The 21114-nt window shown below is 39.7% G+C and carries 20 protein-coding genes and 3 tRNA genes; 15 read left to right on the top strand and 8 right to left on the bottom strand.

Translation table 11 applies throughout. The features are described 5' to 3' along the window. Positions 1–36 precede the first annotated feature (36 nt). From D5018_RS01425 to D5018_RS01415, 3 genes are all read right to left on the bottom strand, one after another. A tRNA-Val gene (locus tag D5018_RS01425) sits at positions 37–112 on the bottom strand. Between the two features lie 39 nt (positions 113–151). Further along, positions 152–227: transfer RNA gene (locus D5018_RS01420), tRNA-Val, on the bottom strand. A 39-nt stretch (positions 228–266) separates the two neighbouring features. Further along, positions 267–342 (bottom strand) — tRNA-Val (locus D5018_RS01415). 326 nt (positions 343–668) lie between these two features. On the opposite strand from D5018_RS01415, the gene rfbB reads away from it, so the two are divergent. The 7 genes from rfbB to D5018_RS01380 all read left to right on the top strand — a co-directional run bounded on the left by rfbB (position 669) and on the right by D5018_RS01380 (position 7983). Then, positions 669–1733, top strand: a complete 1065-nt coding sequence (gene rfbB / locus D5018_RS01410; protein ID WP_121837206.1) for a dTDP-glucose 4,6-dehydratase — start codon at positions 669–671, stop codon at positions 1731–1733. A gap of 2 nt (positions 1734–1735) precedes the next feature. Then, on the top strand, positions 1736–2602 hold the full coding sequence (rfbA, locus tag D5018_RS01405; RefSeq protein WP_121837205.1) for a glucose-1-phosphate thymidylyltransferase RfbA: 867 nt from the start codon (positions 1736–1738) through the stop codon (positions 2600–2602). Then, a complete protein-coding gene (gene rfbD / locus D5018_RS01400) occupies positions 2599–3501 on the top strand; it encodes a dTDP-4-dehydrorhamnose reductase (RefSeq protein WP_121837204.1) in 903 nt (300 codons plus the stop codon). The genes rfbA and rfbD overlap by 4 nt, the downstream gene beginning before the upstream one ends. After that, a complete protein-coding gene (gene rfbC / locus D5018_RS01395; protein WP_121837203.1) occupies positions 3488–4036 on the top strand; it encodes a dTDP-4-dehydrorhamnose 3,5-epimerase in 549 nt (182 codons plus the stop codon). Before rfbD ends, rfbC begins: the two co-directional genes overlap by 14 nt. Before the next feature lie 434 nt (positions 4037–4470). After that, a complete protein-coding gene (gene galU, locus D5018_RS01390; protein WP_121837202.1) occupies positions 4471–5367 on the top strand; it encodes a UTP--glucose-1-phosphate uridylyltransferase GalU in 897 nt (298 codons plus the stop codon). Between the two features lie 306 nt (positions 5368–5673). Further along, positions 5674–7029 (top strand): phosphoglucosamine mutase, encoded by a 1356-nt coding sequence (gene glmM / locus D5018_RS01385; RefSeq protein ID WP_121837201.1) that lies wholly within the window; start codon positions 5674–5676, stop codon positions 7027–7029. Between the two features lie 288 nt (positions 7030–7317). After that, on the top strand, positions 7318–7983 hold the full coding sequence (locus D5018_RS01380; RefSeq protein WP_121837200.1) for a DUF2982 domain-containing protein: 666 nt from the start codon (positions 7318–7320) through the stop codon (positions 7981–7983). Positions 7984–8021: 38 nt separating this feature from the next. Here the strand turns inward: D5018_RS01380 and D5018_RS01375 are convergent, their stop codons facing one another. After that, positions 8022–8408: a bactofilin family protein gene (locus tag D5018_RS01375; protein ID WP_121837199.1), complete on the bottom strand. Its 387-nt coding sequence runs from the start codon at positions 8406–8408 to the stop codon at positions 8022–8024. A 98-nt stretch (positions 8409–8506) separates the two neighbouring features. Next, positions 8507–8989 (bottom strand): ferredoxin-type protein NapF, encoded by a 483-nt coding sequence (gene napF / locus D5018_RS01370; RefSeq protein WP_121837198.1) that lies wholly within the window; start codon positions 8987–8989, stop codon positions 8507–8509. 203 nt (positions 8990–9192) lie between these two features. Here napF and phhA point away from each other — a divergent pair, with 203 nt between their 5' ends. From phhA to maiA, 5 genes are all read left to right on the top strand, one after another. Then, entirely contained in the window at positions 9193–9990 is a 798-nt protein-coding gene (phhA, locus tag D5018_RS01365) for a phenylalanine 4-monooxygenase (protein ID WP_121837197.1), read from the top strand. Between the two features lie 21 nt (positions 9991–10011). Continuing rightward, positions 10012–10350, top strand: a complete 339-nt coding sequence (locus D5018_RS01360) for a 4a-hydroxytetrahydrobiopterin dehydratase (RefSeq protein WP_121837196.1) — start codon at positions 10012–10014, stop codon at positions 10348–10350. A 221-nt stretch (positions 10351–10571) separates the two neighbouring features. Next, positions 10572–12119 carry a transcriptional regulator TyrR gene (gene tyrR / locus D5018_RS01355; RefSeq protein WP_121837195.1) on the top strand — a complete coding sequence of 516 codons (1548 nt, stop codon included), beginning with the start codon at positions 10572–10574 and terminating at the stop codon, positions 12117–12119. A gap of 199 nt (positions 12120–12318) precedes the next feature. Next, positions 12319–13305 (top strand): fumarylacetoacetate hydrolase family protein, encoded by a 987-nt coding sequence (locus D5018_RS01350; protein ID WP_121837194.1) that lies wholly within the window; start codon positions 12319–12321, stop codon positions 13303–13305. Positions 13306–13362: 57 nt separating this feature from the next. Beyond that, positions 13363–14022 (top strand): maleylacetoacetate isomerase, encoded by a 660-nt coding sequence (maiA, locus tag D5018_RS01345; protein WP_121837193.1) that lies wholly within the window; start codon positions 13363–13365, stop codon positions 14020–14022. A 63-nt stretch (positions 14023–14085) separates the two neighbouring features. Here the strand turns inward: maiA and D5018_RS01340 are convergent, their stop codons facing one another. Both D5018_RS01340 and D5018_RS01335 read right to left on the bottom strand, forming a co-directional pair. After that, positions 14086–14868 carry a hypothetical protein gene (locus tag D5018_RS01340; protein WP_121837192.1) on the bottom strand — a complete coding sequence of 261 codons (783 nt, stop codon included), beginning with the start codon at positions 14866–14868 and terminating at the stop codon, positions 14086–14088. Between the two features lie 504 nt (positions 14869–15372). Next, positions 15373–16632 carry a dicarboxylate/amino acid:cation symporter gene (locus D5018_RS01335; RefSeq protein ID WP_121837191.1) on the bottom strand — a complete coding sequence of 420 codons (1260 nt, stop codon included), beginning with the start codon at positions 16630–16632 and terminating at the stop codon, positions 15373–15375. 321 nt (positions 16633–16953) lie between these two features. On the opposite strand from D5018_RS01335, the gene gshA reads away from it, so the two are divergent. The 3 genes from gshA to D5018_RS01320 are packed head-to-tail and all read left to right on the top strand — an operon-like array spanning position 16954 to position 19568. Next, positions 16954–18528, top strand: coding sequence for a glutamate--cysteine ligase (gene gshA / locus D5018_RS01330; RefSeq protein WP_121837190.1), 1575 nt, complete (start codon positions 16954–16956; stop codon positions 18526–18528). A gap of 4 nt (positions 18529–18532) precedes the next feature. Continuing rightward, complete coding sequence (locus D5018_RS01325; protein ID WP_121837189.1) at positions 18533–18964, top strand: hypothetical protein; 432 nt, start codon at positions 18533–18535, stop codon at positions 18962–18964. Next, positions 18957–19568 carry a transglycosylase SLT domain-containing protein gene (locus D5018_RS01320; RefSeq protein WP_121837312.1) on the top strand — a complete coding sequence of 204 codons (612 nt, stop codon included), beginning with the start codon at positions 18957–18959 and terminating at the stop codon, positions 19566–19568. The genes D5018_RS01325 and D5018_RS01320 overlap by 8 nt, the downstream gene beginning before the upstream one ends. Here the strand turns inward: D5018_RS01320 and D5018_RS01315 are convergent. Further along, positions 19565–20812, bottom strand: coding sequence for a sensor domain-containing diguanylate cyclase (locus D5018_RS01315; RefSeq protein ID WP_121837188.1), 1248 nt, complete (start codon positions 20810–20812; stop codon positions 19565–19567). The two genes, D5018_RS01320 and D5018_RS01315, sit on opposite strands and share 4 nt — an antisense overlap. Between the last annotated feature and the right edge of the window lie 302 nt (positions 20813–21114).

Here is a 21114-nt window from a genome sequence, read left to right as displayed (position 1 = left end):
GAAGTCATTTTTAGAAATTAATGATAGATAGTGGAGTGGTGGTCGCTACTGGGCTCGAACCAGTGACCCCCTCCTTGTAAGGGAGGTGCTCTCCCAGCTGAGCTAAGCGACCTGGGATAATTACTAATGTTTTAATTCGTTAGTAAAAGAATGGTGGTCGCTACTGGGCTCGAACCAGTGACCCCCTCCTTGTAAGGGAGGTGCTCTCCCAGCTGAGCTAAGCGACCTGGGATAATTACTAATGTTTTAATTCTTCAGTAAAAGAATGGTGGTCGCTACTGGGCTCGAACCAGTGACCCCCTCCTTGTAAGGGAGGTGCTCTCCCAGCTGAGCTAAGCGACCTGGGATAACAACTCGACAACCGTCGTCGTTGTGTGGGGCGTATTATAGGGAGGAGGAAATTAGAGTCAACGGTTTTTATTAAAAAAATATTCGCTCGCTTTAAATTTGTCCGCTTTGATTGAAATCAACACGCCTGCCGCATAAAAAAACGCCTTTGAACCATTTTTAAAAAAGAATAAGCTTATTCTTTTGAGTTGTCGTTTACTTTCTGGACTCCTACAACGTTATTAGGTCGGGAAAATTAATAAATCATGCCGATACTGATACAATCTATTTCAACGTTCAAAGTGCAAGATAACGAATAACTCCATAGAGGAAGCAATTAGTTGAAGATTTTAGTGACAGGTGGTGCAGGGTTTATCGGTTCAGCATTGGTTCGTTATTTGCTGAATCACACTGAACATCAAGTGATGAATATAGATAAACTTACTTATGCTGGAAACCTTGAGTCACTGATAAGTATTCACGACCATCCCAATTATCAATTTTGTAAAGCTGATATCACGGATATGGCTTGCATGGAGCGTATTGTCGAGCAATTTGAACCAGATGCTTTGATACATCTAGCAGCGGAAAGCCATGTAGACCGCTCGATTGATACTGCATCTGATTTTATTAATACCAATATCGTAGGTACATACTCACTGTTGGAAGTAGCAAAGAACTATTGGTTGCAATTACCCTCTAACAAACAAGAAGACTTTCGTTTTTTGCATGTATCAACTGATGAAGTGTTTGGTGATTTAGCTATTAGCGATGCGCCATTTAAAGAAAACACCGCATATTCTCCCAGTAGTCCATACTCCGCCTCCAAAGCGGCGAGTGATCATCTTGTAAGGGCATGGCATCGAACTTACGGGTTACCTGTAGTCTTGACCAATTGTTCAAACAACTATGGTCCATATCAGTTTCCAGAGAAGTTGATCCCTCTAACGATTAATCATGCACTATTGGGTAAAGCAATTCCTGTATATGGTGACGGGCAACAAATTCGAGACTGGTTATATGTAGATGACCATGTAAAAGCCATGCTAAAAGTGCTGGAAAGTGGTGAAGTCGGAGAAACTTACCTAATCGGAGCTAACAACGAGAAAACAAACCTTGAAGTAGTTACCTCTATTTGCCATTTTCTCAATCAACAATGTCCTCAAAGACTAAATGGTTTATCAGGGTTTGAAGAGTTAATCACTTTTGTTAAAGATCGGCCTGGTCATGATGTTCGTTATGCAATTGATTCCAGCAAAATTTCATCTCAATTAGGGTGGAAGCCATCTGAGTCATTTGCCACTAGCATAGAAAAAACGGTCCTTTGGTATTTAGAAAATCAACAATGGTGTAAAAATGTCATTGAATGTGACCATATGAAGCATCCAGCTAGAACGGAAGATTAGGAATGAAAGGGATTGTTTTAGCTGGTGGTTCAGGAACTCGTTTGTATCCAATTACTCGAGGTGTTTCGAAGCAGTTATTGCCTGTGTATGATAAACCTATGGTGTACTACTCCCTTTCTACTCTAATGTTGGCGGGTATAAAGGATATTTTAATTATTACCACACCAGATGAGCAGTTTTTGTTTAAACGTTTGTTAGGTGATGGTTCTGATTTTGGTGTTAATTTAATTTATGCCACTCAAAGTCGTCCCGAGGGAATAGCGCAAGCCTTTATTATAGCGGAATCATTCATTGGCGATGAGGGTGTTTGTTTGGTATTAGGTGATAATATTTTTTATGGACAATCTTTTACTCAAACATTAAAGCAAGCTGCATCAAGGACAAAAGGAGCGACTGTTTTTGGTTATCAAGTCAAAGATGCCCAACGTTTCGGCGTAGTGGAGTTTGATGGTGAGGGTAAAGCCATTTCGATTGAAGAGAAACCTGAATATCCAAAGTCACAGTATGCGATTACCGGATTGTATTTTTATGATAATCAGGTGGTTGATATTGCCAAGTCTCTTAAACCATCTCGTAGACGAGAGCTTGAAATTACCGATATTAATCAACATTATCTGAAAGCCAACCAGTTAAATGTACAAATTCTGGGGCGCGGTTTTGCTTGGTTAGATACAGGCACTCATGACAGTCTTCACCAAGCATCTTCCTATGTGAGAACCATTGAGAATATACAAGGTATGAAAGTCGCCTGTTTAGAAGAAATAGCTTGGCGTAATGGTTGGTTATCAGAAGAGCAACTCGTTAAGAAGGGCCATGCCATGAACAACAATGAATATGGTCAGTATTTGTTGCGCTTGGTGTCACCATGAAGGTGATGATTTTGGGTGCCAATGGTCAAGTCGGAACTCATCTTGTAATTAGTTGTGCTCAAACAACTGATTTAGAAGTGCTAGCACTTTCAAGTTCTGAGCTAGATATACGAAGCCATACAGACGTTTTAAACAGTGTGAAAAGCTTTCAACCAGATGTCATCGTAAATGCTGCAGCTTACACACAGGTTGATAAAGCTGAGGTAGAACCTGACCTTGCTCATGCCGTAAATGCGATGGCTATAGAGTTTATAGCCGACGCAGCGAATGCAATAGATTCGGTTATTATTCATATTTCTACAGATTATGTATTCGATGGAAAAAATGACCTGTCATACAAGGAGCAAGATTTGCCAAATCCTCTAAATGTTTATGGCAAAACTAAATGGCAAGGAGAGCGGCTACTTTTGCAAAAAGCAAATAAGCCTATTTTGATTCGAACTTCATGGGTTTTTAGCGACTCAAAAAACAATTTTGTCTCTGCTATGCATAGCCTATCCAAGACAAGGAAAGAGTTATCAATAGTCGATGACCAAGTTGGTGCCCCTACATATGCTGGGCACTTGGCAGACGCAATTGTCAGCATTGCTAATAAGAGTATTACTAACCCTAAATTTTCGTTTGGTATTTACCACTTTAACGGAGAGCCTTTTGTAAGTTGGTTCGAATTTGCTAAAACCATATTTGAGCAAAGTGAACGTAGAGGATTAATTCAGAAGCAGCCTAAATTATGGCCTATTGCTAGTGAACAGTATCCGTCACTAGCTAAAAGACCTAAAAAAGCTTGTTTACAAACCTCCCAATTTTTTAAAAGTAACAACTCCTTGTCCAGAGATTGGCGAAAAGGGTTAGATTTAGTACTTTCTGCCAAGGAAAAAAGTAAACATGAAAGTGATTAATACCGATTTACCTGATGTGAAGATCATAGAGCCTCAAGTCTTCATGGATGAACGCGGTTTTTTTATGGAAACTTGGCAGCAGCAAAAGTTTGAAGAGCTAGTTACAGGAAAGCCAACTCAGTTTGTGCAAGATAATTATTCAAAGTCTGTAGCAGGTACTTTGAGGGGCCTGCACTTTCAATCACCACATAGCCAAGGAAAGTTGATTCGAGTGCTATCAGGAAAAATTTTTGATGTAGCCGTAGATATTCGGCCACAATCTGAATATTTCGGAAAGTGGGTAGGAGTATGTTTATCTGAAAGCAATCACCGGCAGTTATGGATACCTGAAGGCTTTGCTCATGGTTTTTATGTGCTGAGTGAAACCGCTGACTTAGTGTATAAATGTACTGACTATTATCATCCTGAAGCAGAGTTTACATTGCAATGGGATGATAGCGAATTAGGCATAAACTGGCCTAATTCAGAATCTCCTCTATTATCAGAAAAAGATCAAACAGGGTTATCGTTTAAAAAGTGGAAAGAAAGCGTGTAACGCATCTAAATTATAACGGCGCACTCTAGCTTTATCTCACTAAATAGTAAAAGTCTGTGTGAAGATAACTCTGTTGAATTATAATCTTCGCAATGTAAAAAATTCATAATTAATGGCTTATATACTACATATAGCTAAATCAATATAAAATGACGCACTCAGCTGGAGTTAAAAGAAATTTAGGCAAGACAAATCGGTGAAGGCATAGTTATTCTACGTCGAAACGATTTGACGCGGCATAAATTTCTTTTAAACCAGCCTATAAGGAGCTTCTGTGGAGGCACACTTTTTTGTTACATCAATTTATAAGGTGTCTACATTATTGCATTGATGTGCCTCAAATTGCGCCCCCACAGATAGCTCTGAGCATGTCATTTTATATTGATTTAGCTATAAGTGGTATGTCGTCATAAACGGTATAACTAGGAATATAAATGAAAGCAGTGATCCCCGTTGCAGGTCTAGGCACCAGAATGTTGCCAGCTACCAAAGCCATCCCTAAAGAAATGTTGCCTTTAGTGGATAAACCATTAATTCAATATATTGTGAATGAATGCGTTGCTGCCGGTGTTACCGAAATCGTGCTGGTCACTCACGCCAGTAAAAATGCCATTGAAAACCACTTTGATAAGTCTTACGAGCTAGAATCTACGCTGGAAAAGCGGGTTAAACGACAACTTTTAGAAGAAATCCAATCTATTTGCCCTAAAGATGTCACCATTATGCAAGTGCGTCAAGGTGAGGCGAAAGGCCTTGGTCATGCCATTTTATGCGCTAAGCCTTGCATTGGGGATAATCCATTTATGGTGGTGTTGCCAGATGTGATTTTGGATGAATACTCAGCAAATCAGAAAACAGAAAATCTTGCTGCGATGAAAGCGAGGTTTAAGGAATCAGAAGCGAGCCAGATTATGGTTGCTCCAGTACCTAATGAAGATGTAAGCAAGTACGGTATAGCTGATTGCGATGGTGTATCTCTGAGTATTTCGGAGTCTACACAAATTGTTAAAATGGTAGAAAAGCCTGAAGTTAACCAAGCCCCGTCAAATCTAGCCGTTGTCGGTCGTTATGTGTTGTCGAAAAATATTTGGCCGCTACTTGAAAAAACGCCAATGGGGGCAGGGGATGAAATTCAGTTAACTGATGCGATTGATATGCTCATCGAACAGGAAACGGTTGAAGCTTTTCATATGTCAGGTAAGTCTCATGACTGTGGTGACAAACTGGGTTATGTAACTGCTTTTGTAGAATATACATTGAATGATGCAAAGTTAGGTCCAGCCTTTAGAACAGAGCTGAAGCGCTTACTTGAACCTAAAAACATCAGTTGAACGCTCAATAAGTTAACATCTATCTGAGTTAGGGATGATTTCAACGTTTTCATCATTTATCTAATTGATGGAACACTCTACGCTCACAAGCTTGCTAAAATGCCCGCTAGCAGCGTTGTAACTTTTGCAAGTAGTTGTAACTACTTGCTGCAAGCTACGCCTTACTAGCACTCATTTTTTATCGCCATACAAAGCTGGCGTTACTACGTTTCTACGCTTGAGAACGTAGCCAACTGATGTTTTAGGTTCAACAATAAACTATGTGTTAGTATTCGCTCTTCGCTTTAAGACAGTAAAGGACATATCATGTCTCGTAAATATTTTGGTACCGACGGCGTCCGTGGACGTGTGGGTAGCTTTCCTATCACTCCGACTTTCGCAATGCAGCTTGGTTGGGCTGCGGGTACGGTTTTAGCTTCTAGTGGAACAAAAGAAGTGCTGGTGGGCAAAGACACGCGGATTAGTGGTTACATGCTGGAATCCGCGATGCAAGCTGGCTTTACAGCTGCAGGCATCAATGTAGCCCTTATTGGTCCAATGCCAACACCTGCTGTGGCTTATTTAGCATCGACGTTCCGTGCAGATGCAGGTGTGGTGATCAGTGCTTCTCACAACCCTTATTATGATAATGGTATTAAGTTTTTCTCAAACGCAGGCATAAAATTAACAGATGGGCAAGAATTAGAAATTGAAGCCTTGTTAGAGCAAGCCATTGAACGTGGTGATATGCCGTGTGCTGAAGCCAAGCAAATCGGTAAAGTTCGTCGAATAAATGATGCCGCAGGTCGGTATATTGAGTTTTGTAAAGGTACTTTCCCTAAACATCTTTCGTTAAATGGTTTAAAAGTCGTTGTCGATTCAGCGAACGGAGCGGCTTATCAAATTGCGCATAAAGTCTATGCCGAACTCGGTGCTGACGTGATCAGTATTAATGATAACCCTGATGGATTCAACATTAATGAAGAGTGTGGCGCGACCCACTTAGATAGTTTGCAACAAGCTGTCGTTGAACATAGTGCTGATGTTGGTATAGCTTTAGACGGTGATGCGGATCGCGTGATGTTTGTCGATCATCAGGGTGAAGTTGTTGACGGAGACGAAATCCTATTTATCTTAGCTCAGGCAGCTCACCAAACAGGAACGCTGGAAGGTGGTGTTGTTGGAACTTTAATGTCAAACCTTGGCTTAGAGTTAGCATTGAAAGAAATGGGTATTCCATTTAGACGTGCCAAAGTCGGTGACCGCTATGTGGTTGAGCAATTAAAAGAAACTGGATGGGGCCTAGGTGGCGAAGGTTCAGGGCATATTCTTTGTCTTGAAGAAACTACAACTGGTGATGGTATTGTGGCATCACTTCAAGTGCTTGAAGCCATGATGTTATCTAACAAAACTTTGGCTGAATTAAAGTCTGGAATGACCAAGCTTCCTCAAGTTCTCATTAATGTTCGACTTAAAGCAGATAATGCTAATGAAGTGATGGCTTCAAATGCGGTACAGGCTGCTGTTGAGCAAGCAGAAAAGACATTAGGTGATGAAGGTCGTGTGTTGTTAAGAAAGTCTGGAACTGAGCCCTTGATTCGAGTTATGGTTGAGTCGACCAATTTTAACCTTACTCAATCACAAGCTGAATTTATTGCCAGTGCAGTAGAGCAAGCTGCTTAAGATTATGGCGTGTTGATCTTTCAGGATTAAATTTTGTGCTATTTGAGCACTTTTCTGCTCACAACAAAGAACAGGAAGTGCTCAAAAGCATCGAAGACAACGTAAATTGGTCACTTCTGCTGCGTTATCGTCTGTTTATGTGGGGAAGCCACACTTCACAAACTCTGCCTTGCATAAGATAACCAATTTATCGCTGCAAAAATAAACACGAAAGATCAACGCGCCCTAGTCAGACACAGTTACCTTTCACTGTGTCTAACTACTTGTACTTATAAAATGTGAGACTTAATGACAGACATAACTCCTAGCTCAAAGCGTAATGGAATCAGTTTAACCTTTATCGGTGGCCTCGGATTATTTTCGGGGCTTCTTTTATTTGCAACCAGTACATTGTTTGCAGTTGCTCTCATTGCTTTTGCTACTGGTGCCGTGACTCTTATTTTAGGCATTGCTAAACTTCGGCAACCAAAAGTGAGCATTGAGTTTACTGAAACAGGGTTTATTTATTACCATGTCAGAGGACAATTCGCTGTAGAGTGGGATAATATTCAGCGTGTAGACATCCCCTCTGTTTATAAGAGCATGGAACATGTTCAGCTGCCCTATGTCGGTATTAAGGTGAAATCCATTAATCAGGTGTTAGATTCGATTTCACCACGATTAGCGACAGGCTTACTGACAGAACAAAGGCCATTATTGATGACGGCGGGTGCACAATCTGGAGATGATACGGCATTAGAAATTTATCTAAACCATGAGTTTATGCCATTAACTGTCAATGACGAAAGGTATCGAGGTGTATTGGCTATGTTTGGCCGCCGCTGTTTGATGTTATCCGAACACCTTGGCTATCATTTGTATATTCCGGCAGATAGCTTAGATAGAGAATTGGACGATTTTATTAAGTTGCTGCGTCAGCGACAGCAGCAACATCAAAAAACATATACTCGCTGAAATCCTGCATCTTCAGGTATCACGAGTATAGACAGATTTTATTGAGCTTTTTCTATAGGGGTAACATTATAGGCATCGTTATTCTCAATAGCTTGATTAGAGAAGCGAGAGCCTATAAATTGCCCGCCTTCAAAAATTTCAATGCTGTCACTTCTGGCTTCACCATCAAAGAGTCCTGTCGAAGTGATGACTAATCGGTCGCAACTGAGCTTGCCTTTGAATGTACCAGAAATACTTACTTCTTTACAGTTGAGCTCACCTTCGATGGTTCCACTTTTTTCTATCGTCACAGTAGACTTAGAGCTAATTGCTCCATTTAAATTCCCACCCACGAGAGCATCACCTGAAAATTCAGTATCACCTGTTATTTGAGTGCCATCGGCGATGTAAGTTAAGCCCGAAGATTTATTTTTTTTACTTAACATTAGATTAGATTGCTCTCTTTTATTCGATTGATATTGATAGTATCTTTCTCAATAACAATGTTCAAGCCAGAATATCTGCAATCTAATGGTAATAGTGGTCAAACCTCAGTAATTTTTATCGCATTAGTTGGGCAAGGTTCTACACAGGCTCCACAGCCAGTGCAAGCTTGAGTATCAATGATAGGTATGGGGGCTTGATTGATTCTGAACTCAAATCGAATCGCTTCTGGTTCACACATATCTTGGCAGCTTTGGCACCAAACTCCATTATGAGCAAGACAATTATCCTTAACTTGCGCTTTTATTTCCCATGGCTGAGCTTGTTTAATGTCAAAAATGGGCTCTTTACAAGCATTAACGCACTGTTCGCAAAAGGTGCATTCTCCCTTATTAAAGTCTACTTCGGGAAACCCACCATCTCCTCTGAAGATGATCTTAGTTTCACAGGCGGTAATACAAGCATCGCAACGACTGCAAATATCTGTAAACTCTATATCTTGTTTTACCCAAGGTGGTCGATTAGCGTCTATTTTGCGGCGGCTAAATAATCGCCTACGGCCCAGATTTACTCTGCTAGTCATATTTTGCACTTATTCTCAGTTATAGGTATACAAGCAATCACCTATGATATTTGTGTATAAATCATAAGCTTAATGGCTGTTGTAATCATCCCTTTACAAAAGAAAACTTGATCGCTGTCAATTTTACACTTGATCTAGTTAACAAAGTAAGCACTTTGGCACAGTATGTAAAGAAGAGTTCAATACTAAAAAGAGCAAGAACAATGAGTAAAGGAACGAAGTATTTGGCAAAAGAGCCAGATGAAAATGGCTTTATCCATTATACCGATGAAGAGCACGATACTTGGAAGCAACTATATGCTCGACAAGAAGTTAATTTACCCGGCCGAGCCTGTAAAGAATATCTAGATGGCATTGAAAAACTGCAAATGCCAAAAGATCGAATTCCTCAATTAAGTGAAATTGATTCGGTTTTACAAGCAACGACTGGGTGGAAAACAGCTGCTGTACCCGCGCTGATTTCATTTGGACGCTTCTTTGAATTGTTGGCAACAAAACAATTTCCTGTTGCGACATTTATTCGTAATAAAGATGAATTTGACTATCTGCAAGAACCCGATATTTTCCATGAAATTTTTGGCCATTGTCCACTGTTAACGAACCCTTCTTTTGCCAACTTTTCTCATACCTATGGGAAACTTGGATTGGCTGCGAGTAAAGAAGAGCGAGTTTTTTTAGCTCGATTGTATTGGTTCACTGTAGAATTTGGACTAATGAAGTCTTCATCAGGTGATTTAAACATCTATGGTGGAGGCATATTAAGCTCACCTGGGGAAACCATGTACGCAATGAGCAATGAGCCAGAGATTCAGCCGTTCGACTTATTAAGTGTTCTGAGAACACCTTATCGTATTGATATTATGCAGCCTATTTACTATTTAATAGAGAGCATGGATTACTTAGATGAAATCGTAAAAATGGATATTATGGAGACGGTAAAGCAAGCCCGTCAACTAGGATTATTTGAACCAAAATTTGAACCAAAAGCTAAAGCTAGTTAAAAGCTACTTAGGAGAACAATAATGAGTGAATTATCACAAATGAAGTGTGTGTCTTGCCACGGAGATGCACCAAAAGTAACAGATGAAGAATTAGCAGAATTGGTTCGTATGGTACCTGACTGGTGTGTAGAAGTGCGTGATGGCATTATGCAGCTTGAGCGAGTATTTAAATTTAAAAACTTCAAAGAAGCCTTAGCATTTACCAATAAATTAGGCGCACTAGCCGAAGAAGATTTTCATCATCCTGGTATTCTTACCGAGTGGGGAAAAGTGACAGTAACTTGGTGGTCACATTCTATTAAAGGTCTCCATAAGAATGACTTCATTATGGCGGCGAAAACGGATGATTTATTAAGCTGATTGTCAGTTTGAGTTCAAATTGAAAAGCTAAATTTAATCAGCATGTTATTTGTTTAGCATGCTGGTTTTTTTATGTTTAAGAAAAAATTGTGTAAACAAGACTTGCCAGAAACGTAATAAACTAATAACTTATAGCCTCTTTTCTCTCCACAGTCTTCTTATCGGTATATTGTCACAAGTTTGAGGATGTAACCTAGAAGCGACAAAGGATATAGTGGATTATGCGCTTGGAAATTAGTTGCCATGATCGTGTAGGCTTGGCAAAAGATATATTAGAAGTGTTAGAGCAATATGGCATCAATTTATTAGCCATTGATGCCAGCAATTTTGGGTTTATTTACTTACAATTTGCGGAAATCGGTTTCGAAACCCTCAGTGAGTTAATGCCACAATTAAGAAAAATTGAAAGCGTTACTGATGTTAGAACCGCTTCTTTCATGCCTTCCGAGCAAAAGCATTATGCTTTAAAAACCTTATTAAAAACCTTACCTGACTTAGTTTTCTCTATTGATATTAAATCCAATGTTCGTATCGTCAATGAATCCGCTTTGCTCGCACTAGAACTTGAAGAAGAACAAGTGATAGGTCAGCCTTTAAGCTCATGGGTAAACGGTTTTAGCTTTGGTCGTTGGCTTACCGAACCAGAAAGCCTTTCTCAAGCCGCTCGTGTTCATATTGGTAGCAATGAGTATTTGGCCGAAGTTCTTCCTATATATTTACCTGATGAGGCAAAAGACGAAAGCGAACCAGTATTAGTAGGTGCTGTAGTTTCATTAAAATCGCCAGCAAGAGTAGGTAAACAGTTTAATGCTCTGCAAAGTCAAATAGTTGGTTTTGAAACCGTTCTTGCAGTTAGTGAGCTGATGAAAAAAGTATTAACGACTGCAACTCGTATGTCTCAACTTGATGCGCCATTGTTGATCACTGGTGAAACGGGTACTGGGAAAGAGCTAATGGCCAAAGCGAGCCACGAAGCTAGCTTACGCCGTGAAAAGCCATTTATAGCCATCAACTGTGCTGCTCTGCCTGACAGTATTGCAGAAGAGTCGTTATTTGGTGTTTACCAAGATGGCGAAGTAATAAAGCGCGGGCTTGTTGATGAGGCTAAAGGCGGCACCATCTTTTTTGATGAAGTTGCAGAAATGTGCTCAGGCGCTCAGGCCAAACTTCTGCGTTTACTACAAGACGGGTCATACCGACGCGTGGGAGGAACGAGTGAAATTCGTGCGGATGTTCGAATCATTTGTTCAACTCAGAAGAACTTGGCTGAGCTATGCCAAGAAGGGAAGTTCAGAGAAGCGTTGTATTATCGAATTAATGTATTGAGCTATCACATTCCGGCATTAAGAGAGCGAAAACAAGATATCATTCCTTTAACAGAGATGTTCCTTGAGCATTACAGTCAACAGCTTTCTAGTCCTACTCGTCGTCTCTCTGGTCCGTGCAAAGAGCTTTTACTTAATTACGCTTGGCCGGGCAATGTCCGACAGTTGAAAAATGCAATATTCAGAGCCGTATCCATGCATAGTGGTGGTGTGGAACTAACACCAGAGCAGCTTAAGCTTCCATCGTATGCCGAAGGGTTTGGCTACTTTGATAATGATTTCGAAGGCAGCTTAGATGAAGCGATGAAACAGTTTGAAGCAAGCTTGCTTCGCCGATTGTATCCAGCTTACCCAAGTACTCGTCAGCTTGCTAAAAAATTGGGCGTTTCTCATACTGCCATTGCAAATAAGCTGCGAGATTATCGAATTTCGAAGAAGAAATGATGGCATAAAAAGTCACCTTCAACTTGCTCGCAATATACGTTTTAAGCAGTTTGATAAAAAAAACAGTGTGATTTAGCTCACGCTGTTTTCTTTTATTCAAAATTACTGTATTCATATATGCCAAATAATTTAAATAAGGCTGAAACTAGTCAGGCTCCCTCTGAAAAATTAGTTTCAGCGACCCTACTTAGGAGTATTCATGAAATTAGCTACTTATAATAATGGTCGCCGTGATGGGCAATTGATGTTGGTTAGCCGAGACTTAACCAAAGCTGTTGCAGTTCCAGCTATTGCACACACGATGCAACAATTAATGGACTCATGGGATTTGCTTGAGCCACAACTAAAAGAGTTGTATGAAGCATTAAATGATGGTCAATTAGAGAACACAGTTGATTTTGATGAAAGCCAGTGCCTTTCTCCTTTCCCACGTGCTTATCAGTGGGCTGATGGTAGTGCATACGTAAACCATGTTGAACTTGTTCGTAAGGCTCGTAATGCTGAAATGCCTGAAACATTTTGGACTGATCCTTTAGTTTATCAAGGTGGATCAGATAGCTTTATTGCGCCACGTGCTGATATTGAGCTAGGTAGCGAAGAATGGGGTATCGATTTTGAGTCTGAAATTGCGGTAGTGACTGACGATGTACCTATGGGCGTTACTTCAGAAAAGGCTGCTGGTCACATCAAACTTTTAATGTTAGTCAATGACGTATCTTTACGTGGGTTAATTCCAGGTGAACTTGCTAAAGGCTTTGGATTCTTCCAATCGAAACCATCAAGCAGTTTTTCTCCTGTAGCTATCACTCCTGATGAGTTAGGTGATAAGTGGCAAGAAAGCAAGGTTCATTTACCTCTTGTAACTCACTTGAATGAAGAATTATTTGGCCGCCCAAATGCTGGTGTAGATATGACGTTCGATTTTGCAACTTTGGTTTCTCACGTTGCTAAAACCCGCCCAATGGGCGCTGGTGCAATCGTTGGTTCAGGTACAATTTCAAACTACGATCGTAGCGCAGGCTCAAGCTGTCTTGCTGAAAAACGTATGCTTGAAACCATCGCTGACGGTAAACCAAGCACTTCATTTATGAAGTTTGGTGATCGTGTTCGTATTGAAATGTTTGATGATCAAGGTAACAGCATTTTTGGTTCAATCGATCAAAAAGTGGTTGAGTATAAAGCTTAACTTTCACTAGACATTTAAACGGGGCTTTATGCCCCGTTTTACGTTGGGAACAATAAAATGAAACTTTATGGTTATTGGCGTTCAAGTGCCGCTTATCGTGTTCGCATTGCTCTTAATTTAAAAGGGTTGCAGGCTGAGCATATTTCAGTACATTTGGTTAAAGACGGTGGTCAGCAACATAAACCAGAGTATATTGATCTTAATCCTCAAGAGTTAGTACCTACTTTAGTTATTAAAAATACTGCTTCTGAAAGTGAGTTAAAACTTACTCAATCCCTTGCAATTATTGATTACCTAGAACAAGTTGCCCCGGATGTTAATCTGTTGCCAAAATCTGCGGCCAGTCGTGCTGTAGTCAATAGTATGGCGTTGCTGGTGGCGTGTGATGTGCACCCGTTAAATAATCTAGGCATTCTTCAATACTTGTCTAATGAGTTAGAAGTGAGTGATGAACAAAAGTCAGCGTGGTATCACCACTGGATCCATAAAGGATTTAAAGCTTTAGAAGTATTGTTAGAGCAACACAGTGGTCAGTATTGCTTTGGAGATTCAGTGACTCTTGCAGACGTCTGTTTGATCCCACAAGTGTATAACGCGAAGCGATTTAACGTGCCGTTAGATGATTATCCGAATATCAATCGAATTTGGGATAATTGTAATCAATTAGATTCGTTTAAAATGGCATTGCCTGAAAATCAGGAAGATGCGGTTATTTAGGCATTAAAAAGGGCAAACCAGAGGTTTGCCCTTTTACTGTTCATTTCAACAAAACTAATATAGTTAACTGGTTTGCTCTTTCTTATTTTGCTCTTTATTACTTTCAGTTTTACTATTTTCAAGTTGCAGTTGCTCAAGTTTAGTTCTTGCTTTCTCTGCGTCATCTGCACTTTTTAACGCTGCTATTTGCTCTTTAGTCATTTTTTCACTGGCTTTAACAACGTCAGCTTCGACAACGGAATCAGGTTTACCATCTGTTAAACCACTTTGTTGTGCTGGTAGTGCATAGTTTTTTCGAGTGATAGGATTTTCTACACCACGCAAGCCTCCATCAAAACCTTTGCGATAATTGGGTTGCTTATCATCAGAACCAAATTCATTTATGATTACTTTAGGTTGCGCTTGAAGCCTAGTAACTTCTGAGTTTTCTACATCATCGAAACGGTTCACATCGGCTTCTGTTCCATCAGCAAAGCGAAAACCGAATATAACAGTTTCAGTAGATGGTGTACTTGATGGTGATTGAGGTTTTGGTTTATTGATAACCAATTGTGCCTGTGAGTCAGAATCAGAAATCATTTGGGCAATTGAACCGAATGCGCTAAAAGCACTTCCTTGATCTGTGCCTAATATTAACTGATGTACTAGAGCATAAGCTTGATCTCGTTGTGGCTGTTGATAGAAGCTGTTGTCACGCTCGCTATCAAAAATTGCCATAATTTGATTAAAAACCATTAGCATTCCATCTGGTTGTGAATAAACGCTAGAAATAGCTGATGCTGCGGGTTGTTGATAGGCTGCTTCTGGAGCAGCTGCAGAATTTACACCTATGCCGCCAAGTGACATGTTATCACCTCATTATGATGATCAAATGAAGCCATTGCATGAATATAGATTGTAATTCAGCTTTGGCTGATATGTACACTAAAGTATATAGCCGAGGTTCTAAAATGCAGCTTAAACTTTGTTAACCTAAAAAGTGCTGAATTAATGGGGATCTCAGAGAGTTAATTGAAGAAAAGAATGGCATTTGATTAATGAAATTGTGGGCTGAACAGCATTATTCAGCCCAATAAAAGGCTAGAGCGTGTTGGGCTTTCGTGATAGTTTTTGCAGCGATAAATTGGTTATCTTATGCAAGGCGGAGCTTGTGAAGTGTGGTTACTCCACATGAGCAAGCGATAACGCAGCTGAAGTAGCCAATTTACGCTGTCTTCGATGCTTTTGAGCGCTTCCTGCTTTGTGTTGTGACCAGCTCACTTAGATTACTAAGCTTCACCGCTCACGCCTCGAACAGAAAACGCTCAAATAGCACAAAATCTAATCCTGAAAGATCAACACGATCTAAAGTCAAGCTACTTGCTTATGGTCATCAGGTAGAGGTACGTTTGAGTAGAATTGCTCTTCATCCAATTGACCTTCCGATTTACCTACAACAACAGCTGTCATCATATCTCCGGTTACATTCGTTGCAGTACGGATCATATCAATCACTCTATCAATGGCTGCAATAAAGGCGATACCTTCAAGTGGCAAGCCAATAACACCTAATGTTACCGTTAACATCACCATAGCGCTTCCTGGAACACCGGCGGTTCCAATAGAAGCAACGGTTGCCGTAACTGCGATTAAAACATAATCAGTTGTATCTAATGGGATGCCATAAATTTGAGCAATAAAAATCGCAGCGATTGCAGGATAAATTCCTCCACAACCATCCATATTCATGGTGGCGCCCATAGGCAGTACAAAGGAGCGATAGCCTTTAGACACCCCCATAGATTCACTGCAGCGGGTACTTGCTGGCAAAGTACCAAAGCTTGACGCAGTAGTGAAAGCAACGAGTTGAGCTGGTAGAGCTTTACGGAAAAACTGAATAGGGTTTAATTTTGCTACAAATGTTACAAAACCACCGTAAACAAAAATTATGTGAATAAAAGCGGCTAAATAGATTGCGCCAATAAATTTAGCTAACGGTAACATTGTGGATAATCCGTATTCACCAACAACCCATGCCATTAATCCAAATACACCAATTGGCGTCAGTTTCAACACTAAGCTTGTTAGGCTGTACATTACCTCAGCACCGGCATCTATGGCTTGTTTCAGAGGCTGCGCTTTTTCACCAACCTTATTAATTGAAATACCTATTAATGCGGCAAATACGATAATTTGTAAGACTTTCCCTTCAGCTAAAGCAGCAAATGGATTTACGGGGATCATATCCAATAAAACTTGTGCAAAACCGGGGATATTTCTCTCCCGAACTTCAGAGGTCGCAAGCTGCATTGTGCCCCCCATGTCTATTAAGCTACCTATGGTTAATCCAATTAAAGAAGCTAAAGCACCGGTTATCATAAACATGGTAAGGGTTTTGGCGGTTAACCATTTAAGGCTACCGTCAGCAGAATTGTGCCCTGTAATACTGGTAACGATTGCACAGAAAATTAGCGGTGCGACTAACATTTTTATCGCACTAATAAATAAATCACCTAGAGGTTTTAATACCGTTGCTTGCTCACCAAAAATGAGACCTACCGTGGCACCAAGCACGAAACCAGCAATTACTTTTTGCCAGAAAGGGATCTGTTTTAATTTTTGTAGAAACATGAGTTGTCCATAATTAAATTGCAAGATGATAAAAAGAAAGCGAGCGGTACAGCAGATCTCTAACTTTTAGGTAACAATATTATTTTTACTAATACTTATTCTATAGGTACTAGGTTAACAATAACAAATGTCATTTTTTTATAATATATAGTAATAAAGTTAGTTGTTTTTATTCCTTGATGTTATTTTGAACAACCTTGCATCCAGATATGATGTTGCTACATGTTAAAGCGTTTTATTCAAACGCTTTGTTGTGGTCTTGAAGTCAAGGAGTATAATCCCCATCTTTGACTCTGAATTAGTTAACGAGAGAAGTCTATTTTGAAGACATTTGGTCAAAACCTTGCCATTTTAGATAATCCATGTGGTAAAAGAGCGCTGAGCGGTATTCGTCGAGGCATTGAGCGTGAAGCGTTAAGAGTGAAAAGTGATGGACAGCTCTCATCAAAGCCTCATTCTAAAGCACTGGGTTCTGCACTAACACATTCTCGTATTACCACAGACTATAGTGAATCCTTATTAGAGTTCATTACACCCGTTTTTGACGATATTCCTAGTTTATTTAATGATTTAAAGAAGACTCATATTTACACCATTAACAACATCGATTCAGAGGTTTTATGGCCTGTGAGTATGCCTTGTTTTGTTAAAGAGCCAAGTAAAATTCCTGTTGCGCAATATGGTGATTCTAATGTCGGCAAGCTGAAGACTCTATATCGAACTGGTTTGACTCATAGATATGGGGCTCAAATGCAGGTCATATCAGGTGTTCACTTTAATTTTTCTGTCAGCCAAGATTTATGGAATATCTTGTATGAGCAATCAAATAAAGCGTTGTCTTTAGATGAATTCATTTCTGAGTCTTATTTTGGTTTAATTCGAAATTACCGCAAACAAATGTGGATACTCCCTTATTTGTTTGGTGCGTCACCTGCACTGTGTGGCTCATTTTTAAAAGGTTTAGATACTGATCTTACGTTTGAAAAGTCAGGTCTAGGTACATTGTATTTACCTTATGCCACATCACTTCGAATGAGCGATTTAGGCTATACCAATAAAGAACAAGAAACTCTAGGGATAAGCTATAACTCGCTGTTAGATTATCTAGAAGGAATGAAACGTGCGATTCGTTTACCTTCAGAGAAATTTGCAGATATTGGGGTGAGGGTAGATGACGCATATCGCCAGCTGAACGCTAATATTTTGCAGATTGAAAATGAGTTTTATGCTCCTATTCGTCCGAAGCGTGTTGCTCATGCAGGTGAAAAGCCATCTGACGCATTAGCTCGTGGTGGTGTTGAATATATTGAGGTAAGAGCGTTAGACGTGAATCCTTATTCACCGTTTGGTATCAGTGAAGAACAGGTACGCTTTTTAGACTTATTTTTACTGCATTGCTTATTGTCTCCATCTGAACACATCAATGATTTAGATGAGAAAGAGATGTCAGCCAACTTGGAAAAAATTATTTTACAAGGTCGCAAGCCGGATTTGCAGCTGAAACGAGACGGAAAAGCAATAAAAGTTAATCAGTGGTTGTCAGAAATTTTTGAGCAGTTGGAGCTGTTAGCTGAACTGATGGACGATGATGGTTCTCAAGAATATCATGATGCCTTAGTGTTATGGAAACAAGGCATTAGCAGTCCAGAATCGACTCTGTCAGGCAGAGTGTTGAAAGAATTTGTTAATCAAAATAAAGACCATGGAACTTGGGTGTTGTCATTGGCTAATAAATATCAGCAGCAGTTATCTAACATGCCACTTACTGATGATGAAATATCAGATTATCAACAACAAGCCGAGACATCATTGCTTCAACAACAGCAATTAGAACAGGCATCAACGCAATCATTTGATGATTATTTGCAAGATTACTTTCACTACTTAAAGGAATAGTTGGGTGAAGCTGGCACTAATAGCAATTGTAACGCTCACACTTATGGCATGCTCTAGCCGAGCTCCTCAGAGTTGTAGCCAAGTGTCTAGTTATTTAGTGCCAGATTCGGATCAAAATTTATACTCAGTAATGATCCTTGATATTGATGGTGTTCCTGTACCACCTCAGCCAGTTTATCAATTGACTAAAGGTGAACATAAAATCAAGGTTGCGGCACTCATTCACGCACCAGATCTTGATATAGCCCTCAAATATCGAGTTCCGAAAACTCGTAGTCTATCGTTTGACGCAGGTTATCGTTACCATTTAGCGGCTAAATTGAAAGAACCACTGCCTTCAAGCGTATTAAATACGGACTATTGGCAAGTGGTGACATGGAAAAAGCAAGAGGTTACATGTGACAAACAGGGAAATAAAAACAGAACGCCTGATTAAAAGAGGAATTATTTCAATTGGGCTTTTGGCTCTTGTAGGTTGTGCAACACCACCGCCACAAAATCCTGATAATATATGTGAGATCTTTAAAGAGCATCGTAGCTGGTACGATGCTGCTAAAGACGCTCGTGATAAATGGGGCGTTCCGGTACATGTTCCAATCGCCATGATGTATCAAGAAAGTTCTTTCAGACATAATGCAGCCCCACCAATGGAATATTTTTTAGGCTTTATTCCAATAGGTCGAGCAAGCTCCGCGTACGGATATGCTCAAGCTAAAACCATGACTTGGGATGATTACGTGAGAGAAACAGGTAATAGCTGGTCAAGTCGCTCAAATTTTGACGATGCTATGGATTTTATGGCCTGGTTCATCTATAAAACTCATAAAATTAACGGGGTTTCTAAGTGGGATGCTAAACGACAATACCTCAATTACCATGAAGGTTGGGGCGGGTATCGTCGAGGTACTCAAAATAAAAAGAAATGGCTTTTGAGAGTTTCTAACAAAGTAAACAGTCGCTCACATAGATATGCTAAGCAATATAGTTTATGTAAGAAAGACCTTGACCGTTCTTGGTTATGGCGTCTATTTTTCGGTTAACTGACTTTTTGGGTATCTTGAGTTTTATACTGGCGGGCGTTTTTTTTCGCCCGCTTTTGTAAGTACATTTCAGAATCTGCTTTTTTAAAAGCTAGCTGCCAGTTGTTTTCGTATTTAGCTATACCATAGCTAAATTCAACCCCTGATTCGTGCGCTAACTGTTTTTGGGTACGAGCAATTTTTTGCTTTAATTGAGTTATAGGTCCATGAATAATCACGGCGAATTCATCTCCACCGAATCGGCCTAATAATCCACCGTCCGATAAATTACTTTTTAGAGCATTTGCTAAAGACAAAATCGCAGTATCACCCGCTTGGTGACCAAGGTTATCATTGATACTTTTTAAGTTGTCCATATCAATGAGGATCAAAAAGCTGCCTAAATGAGGCTTGAGCTTCCAAGTTTTGAGCTTTTTTTCAAAGGCTTGACGATTAAAAAGTTCGGTTAAAGAATCAAAGTTAGCTAACTTATGAATTTGCTTATTTTTTTGGTACAAACTTAGTGCGTTACATGCCTCTTGAGTCAGAACGCTAACCAAATTGCTATCGTAGTCATTAAAAGCTTCGTATTGGCTGCTATCTAAATTCAGCATTCCAAACAATTTGTTGTCAATGTAGATTGGAGTCGAAAGGGTTGAGCGGATCGGTTTTGGACATGCCCCTTTAAATATATTTTGCGCTTGCTGTGAGAGCTCTTTATTAGCCCCAATTTCATTGATGTCGTTAATCACCACTACGCGGTCACACTTACCCTGTGAGAGCTGATATTGGAAAGAATCTTCCAAATGGAAATCCACCTTATTTAACTTACTTTGATCAACACCTACAACAGATTCATAAGTTAATTTATTGGTGTCATGGTCAAGAACCACGATGCTACCCATTTCCGCACCATTGATAGAACGAATAGATTTATTCAACAAAGCATCTAAAAAGTCTTGTTGATCATGATATTGATTTGAGAGCTTAACTAATTCGTAAGTGGCCTCGTTGATACTAAGTACACGTTCTAAATGTTGCCATAACCTATGCAGGCGGTTCTGATGAAGGTAATAGCTGAGACTATAGCCAAGGACATAAATCAAAAAAATGAACGTAATGCTCAAAAAATTATTATTGCCTAAAGGGTTAAGTAGCTCAAAGCTGAAAATAATTAAAAGCAGTGGGCAAACTAAAAGAATAATGTGGTAGCGAATGTCTACACGGTCAATTTGCTTAGATTTTAAATTATCTTTTTGCTTCACTACTAGATATCCATACTAAGTACTTATGCTGCACTTTTTTATTGAAATGCGAAATCACAATTCATTTTTTAAAACGACTATATATGCAGTTTACTGGGAAGAAAACTAAAGCTCTATAGTAGATTTAGAAGAGGTGCGCTCTTTATGATCTACATCAAAGAACGTATTTTCGCATATTATCTACCGAACTTACTATTTTAATTGATAGATTAAATTATTGAGTATGAAAAATAGCCGACGTTATATTGTTTTTTAAGGGGGTTTTAAGTGGCGCTGTTATAAGTCATAGCCCTAGCAATGAA

The organism is Parashewanella curva (genome assembly GCF_003675895.1).
Lineage (GTDB): Bacteria > Pseudomonadota > Gammaproteobacteria > Enterobacterales > Shewanellaceae > Parashewanella > Parashewanella curva.
This window is presented reverse-complemented; position numbering and strand designations above follow the sequence as displayed.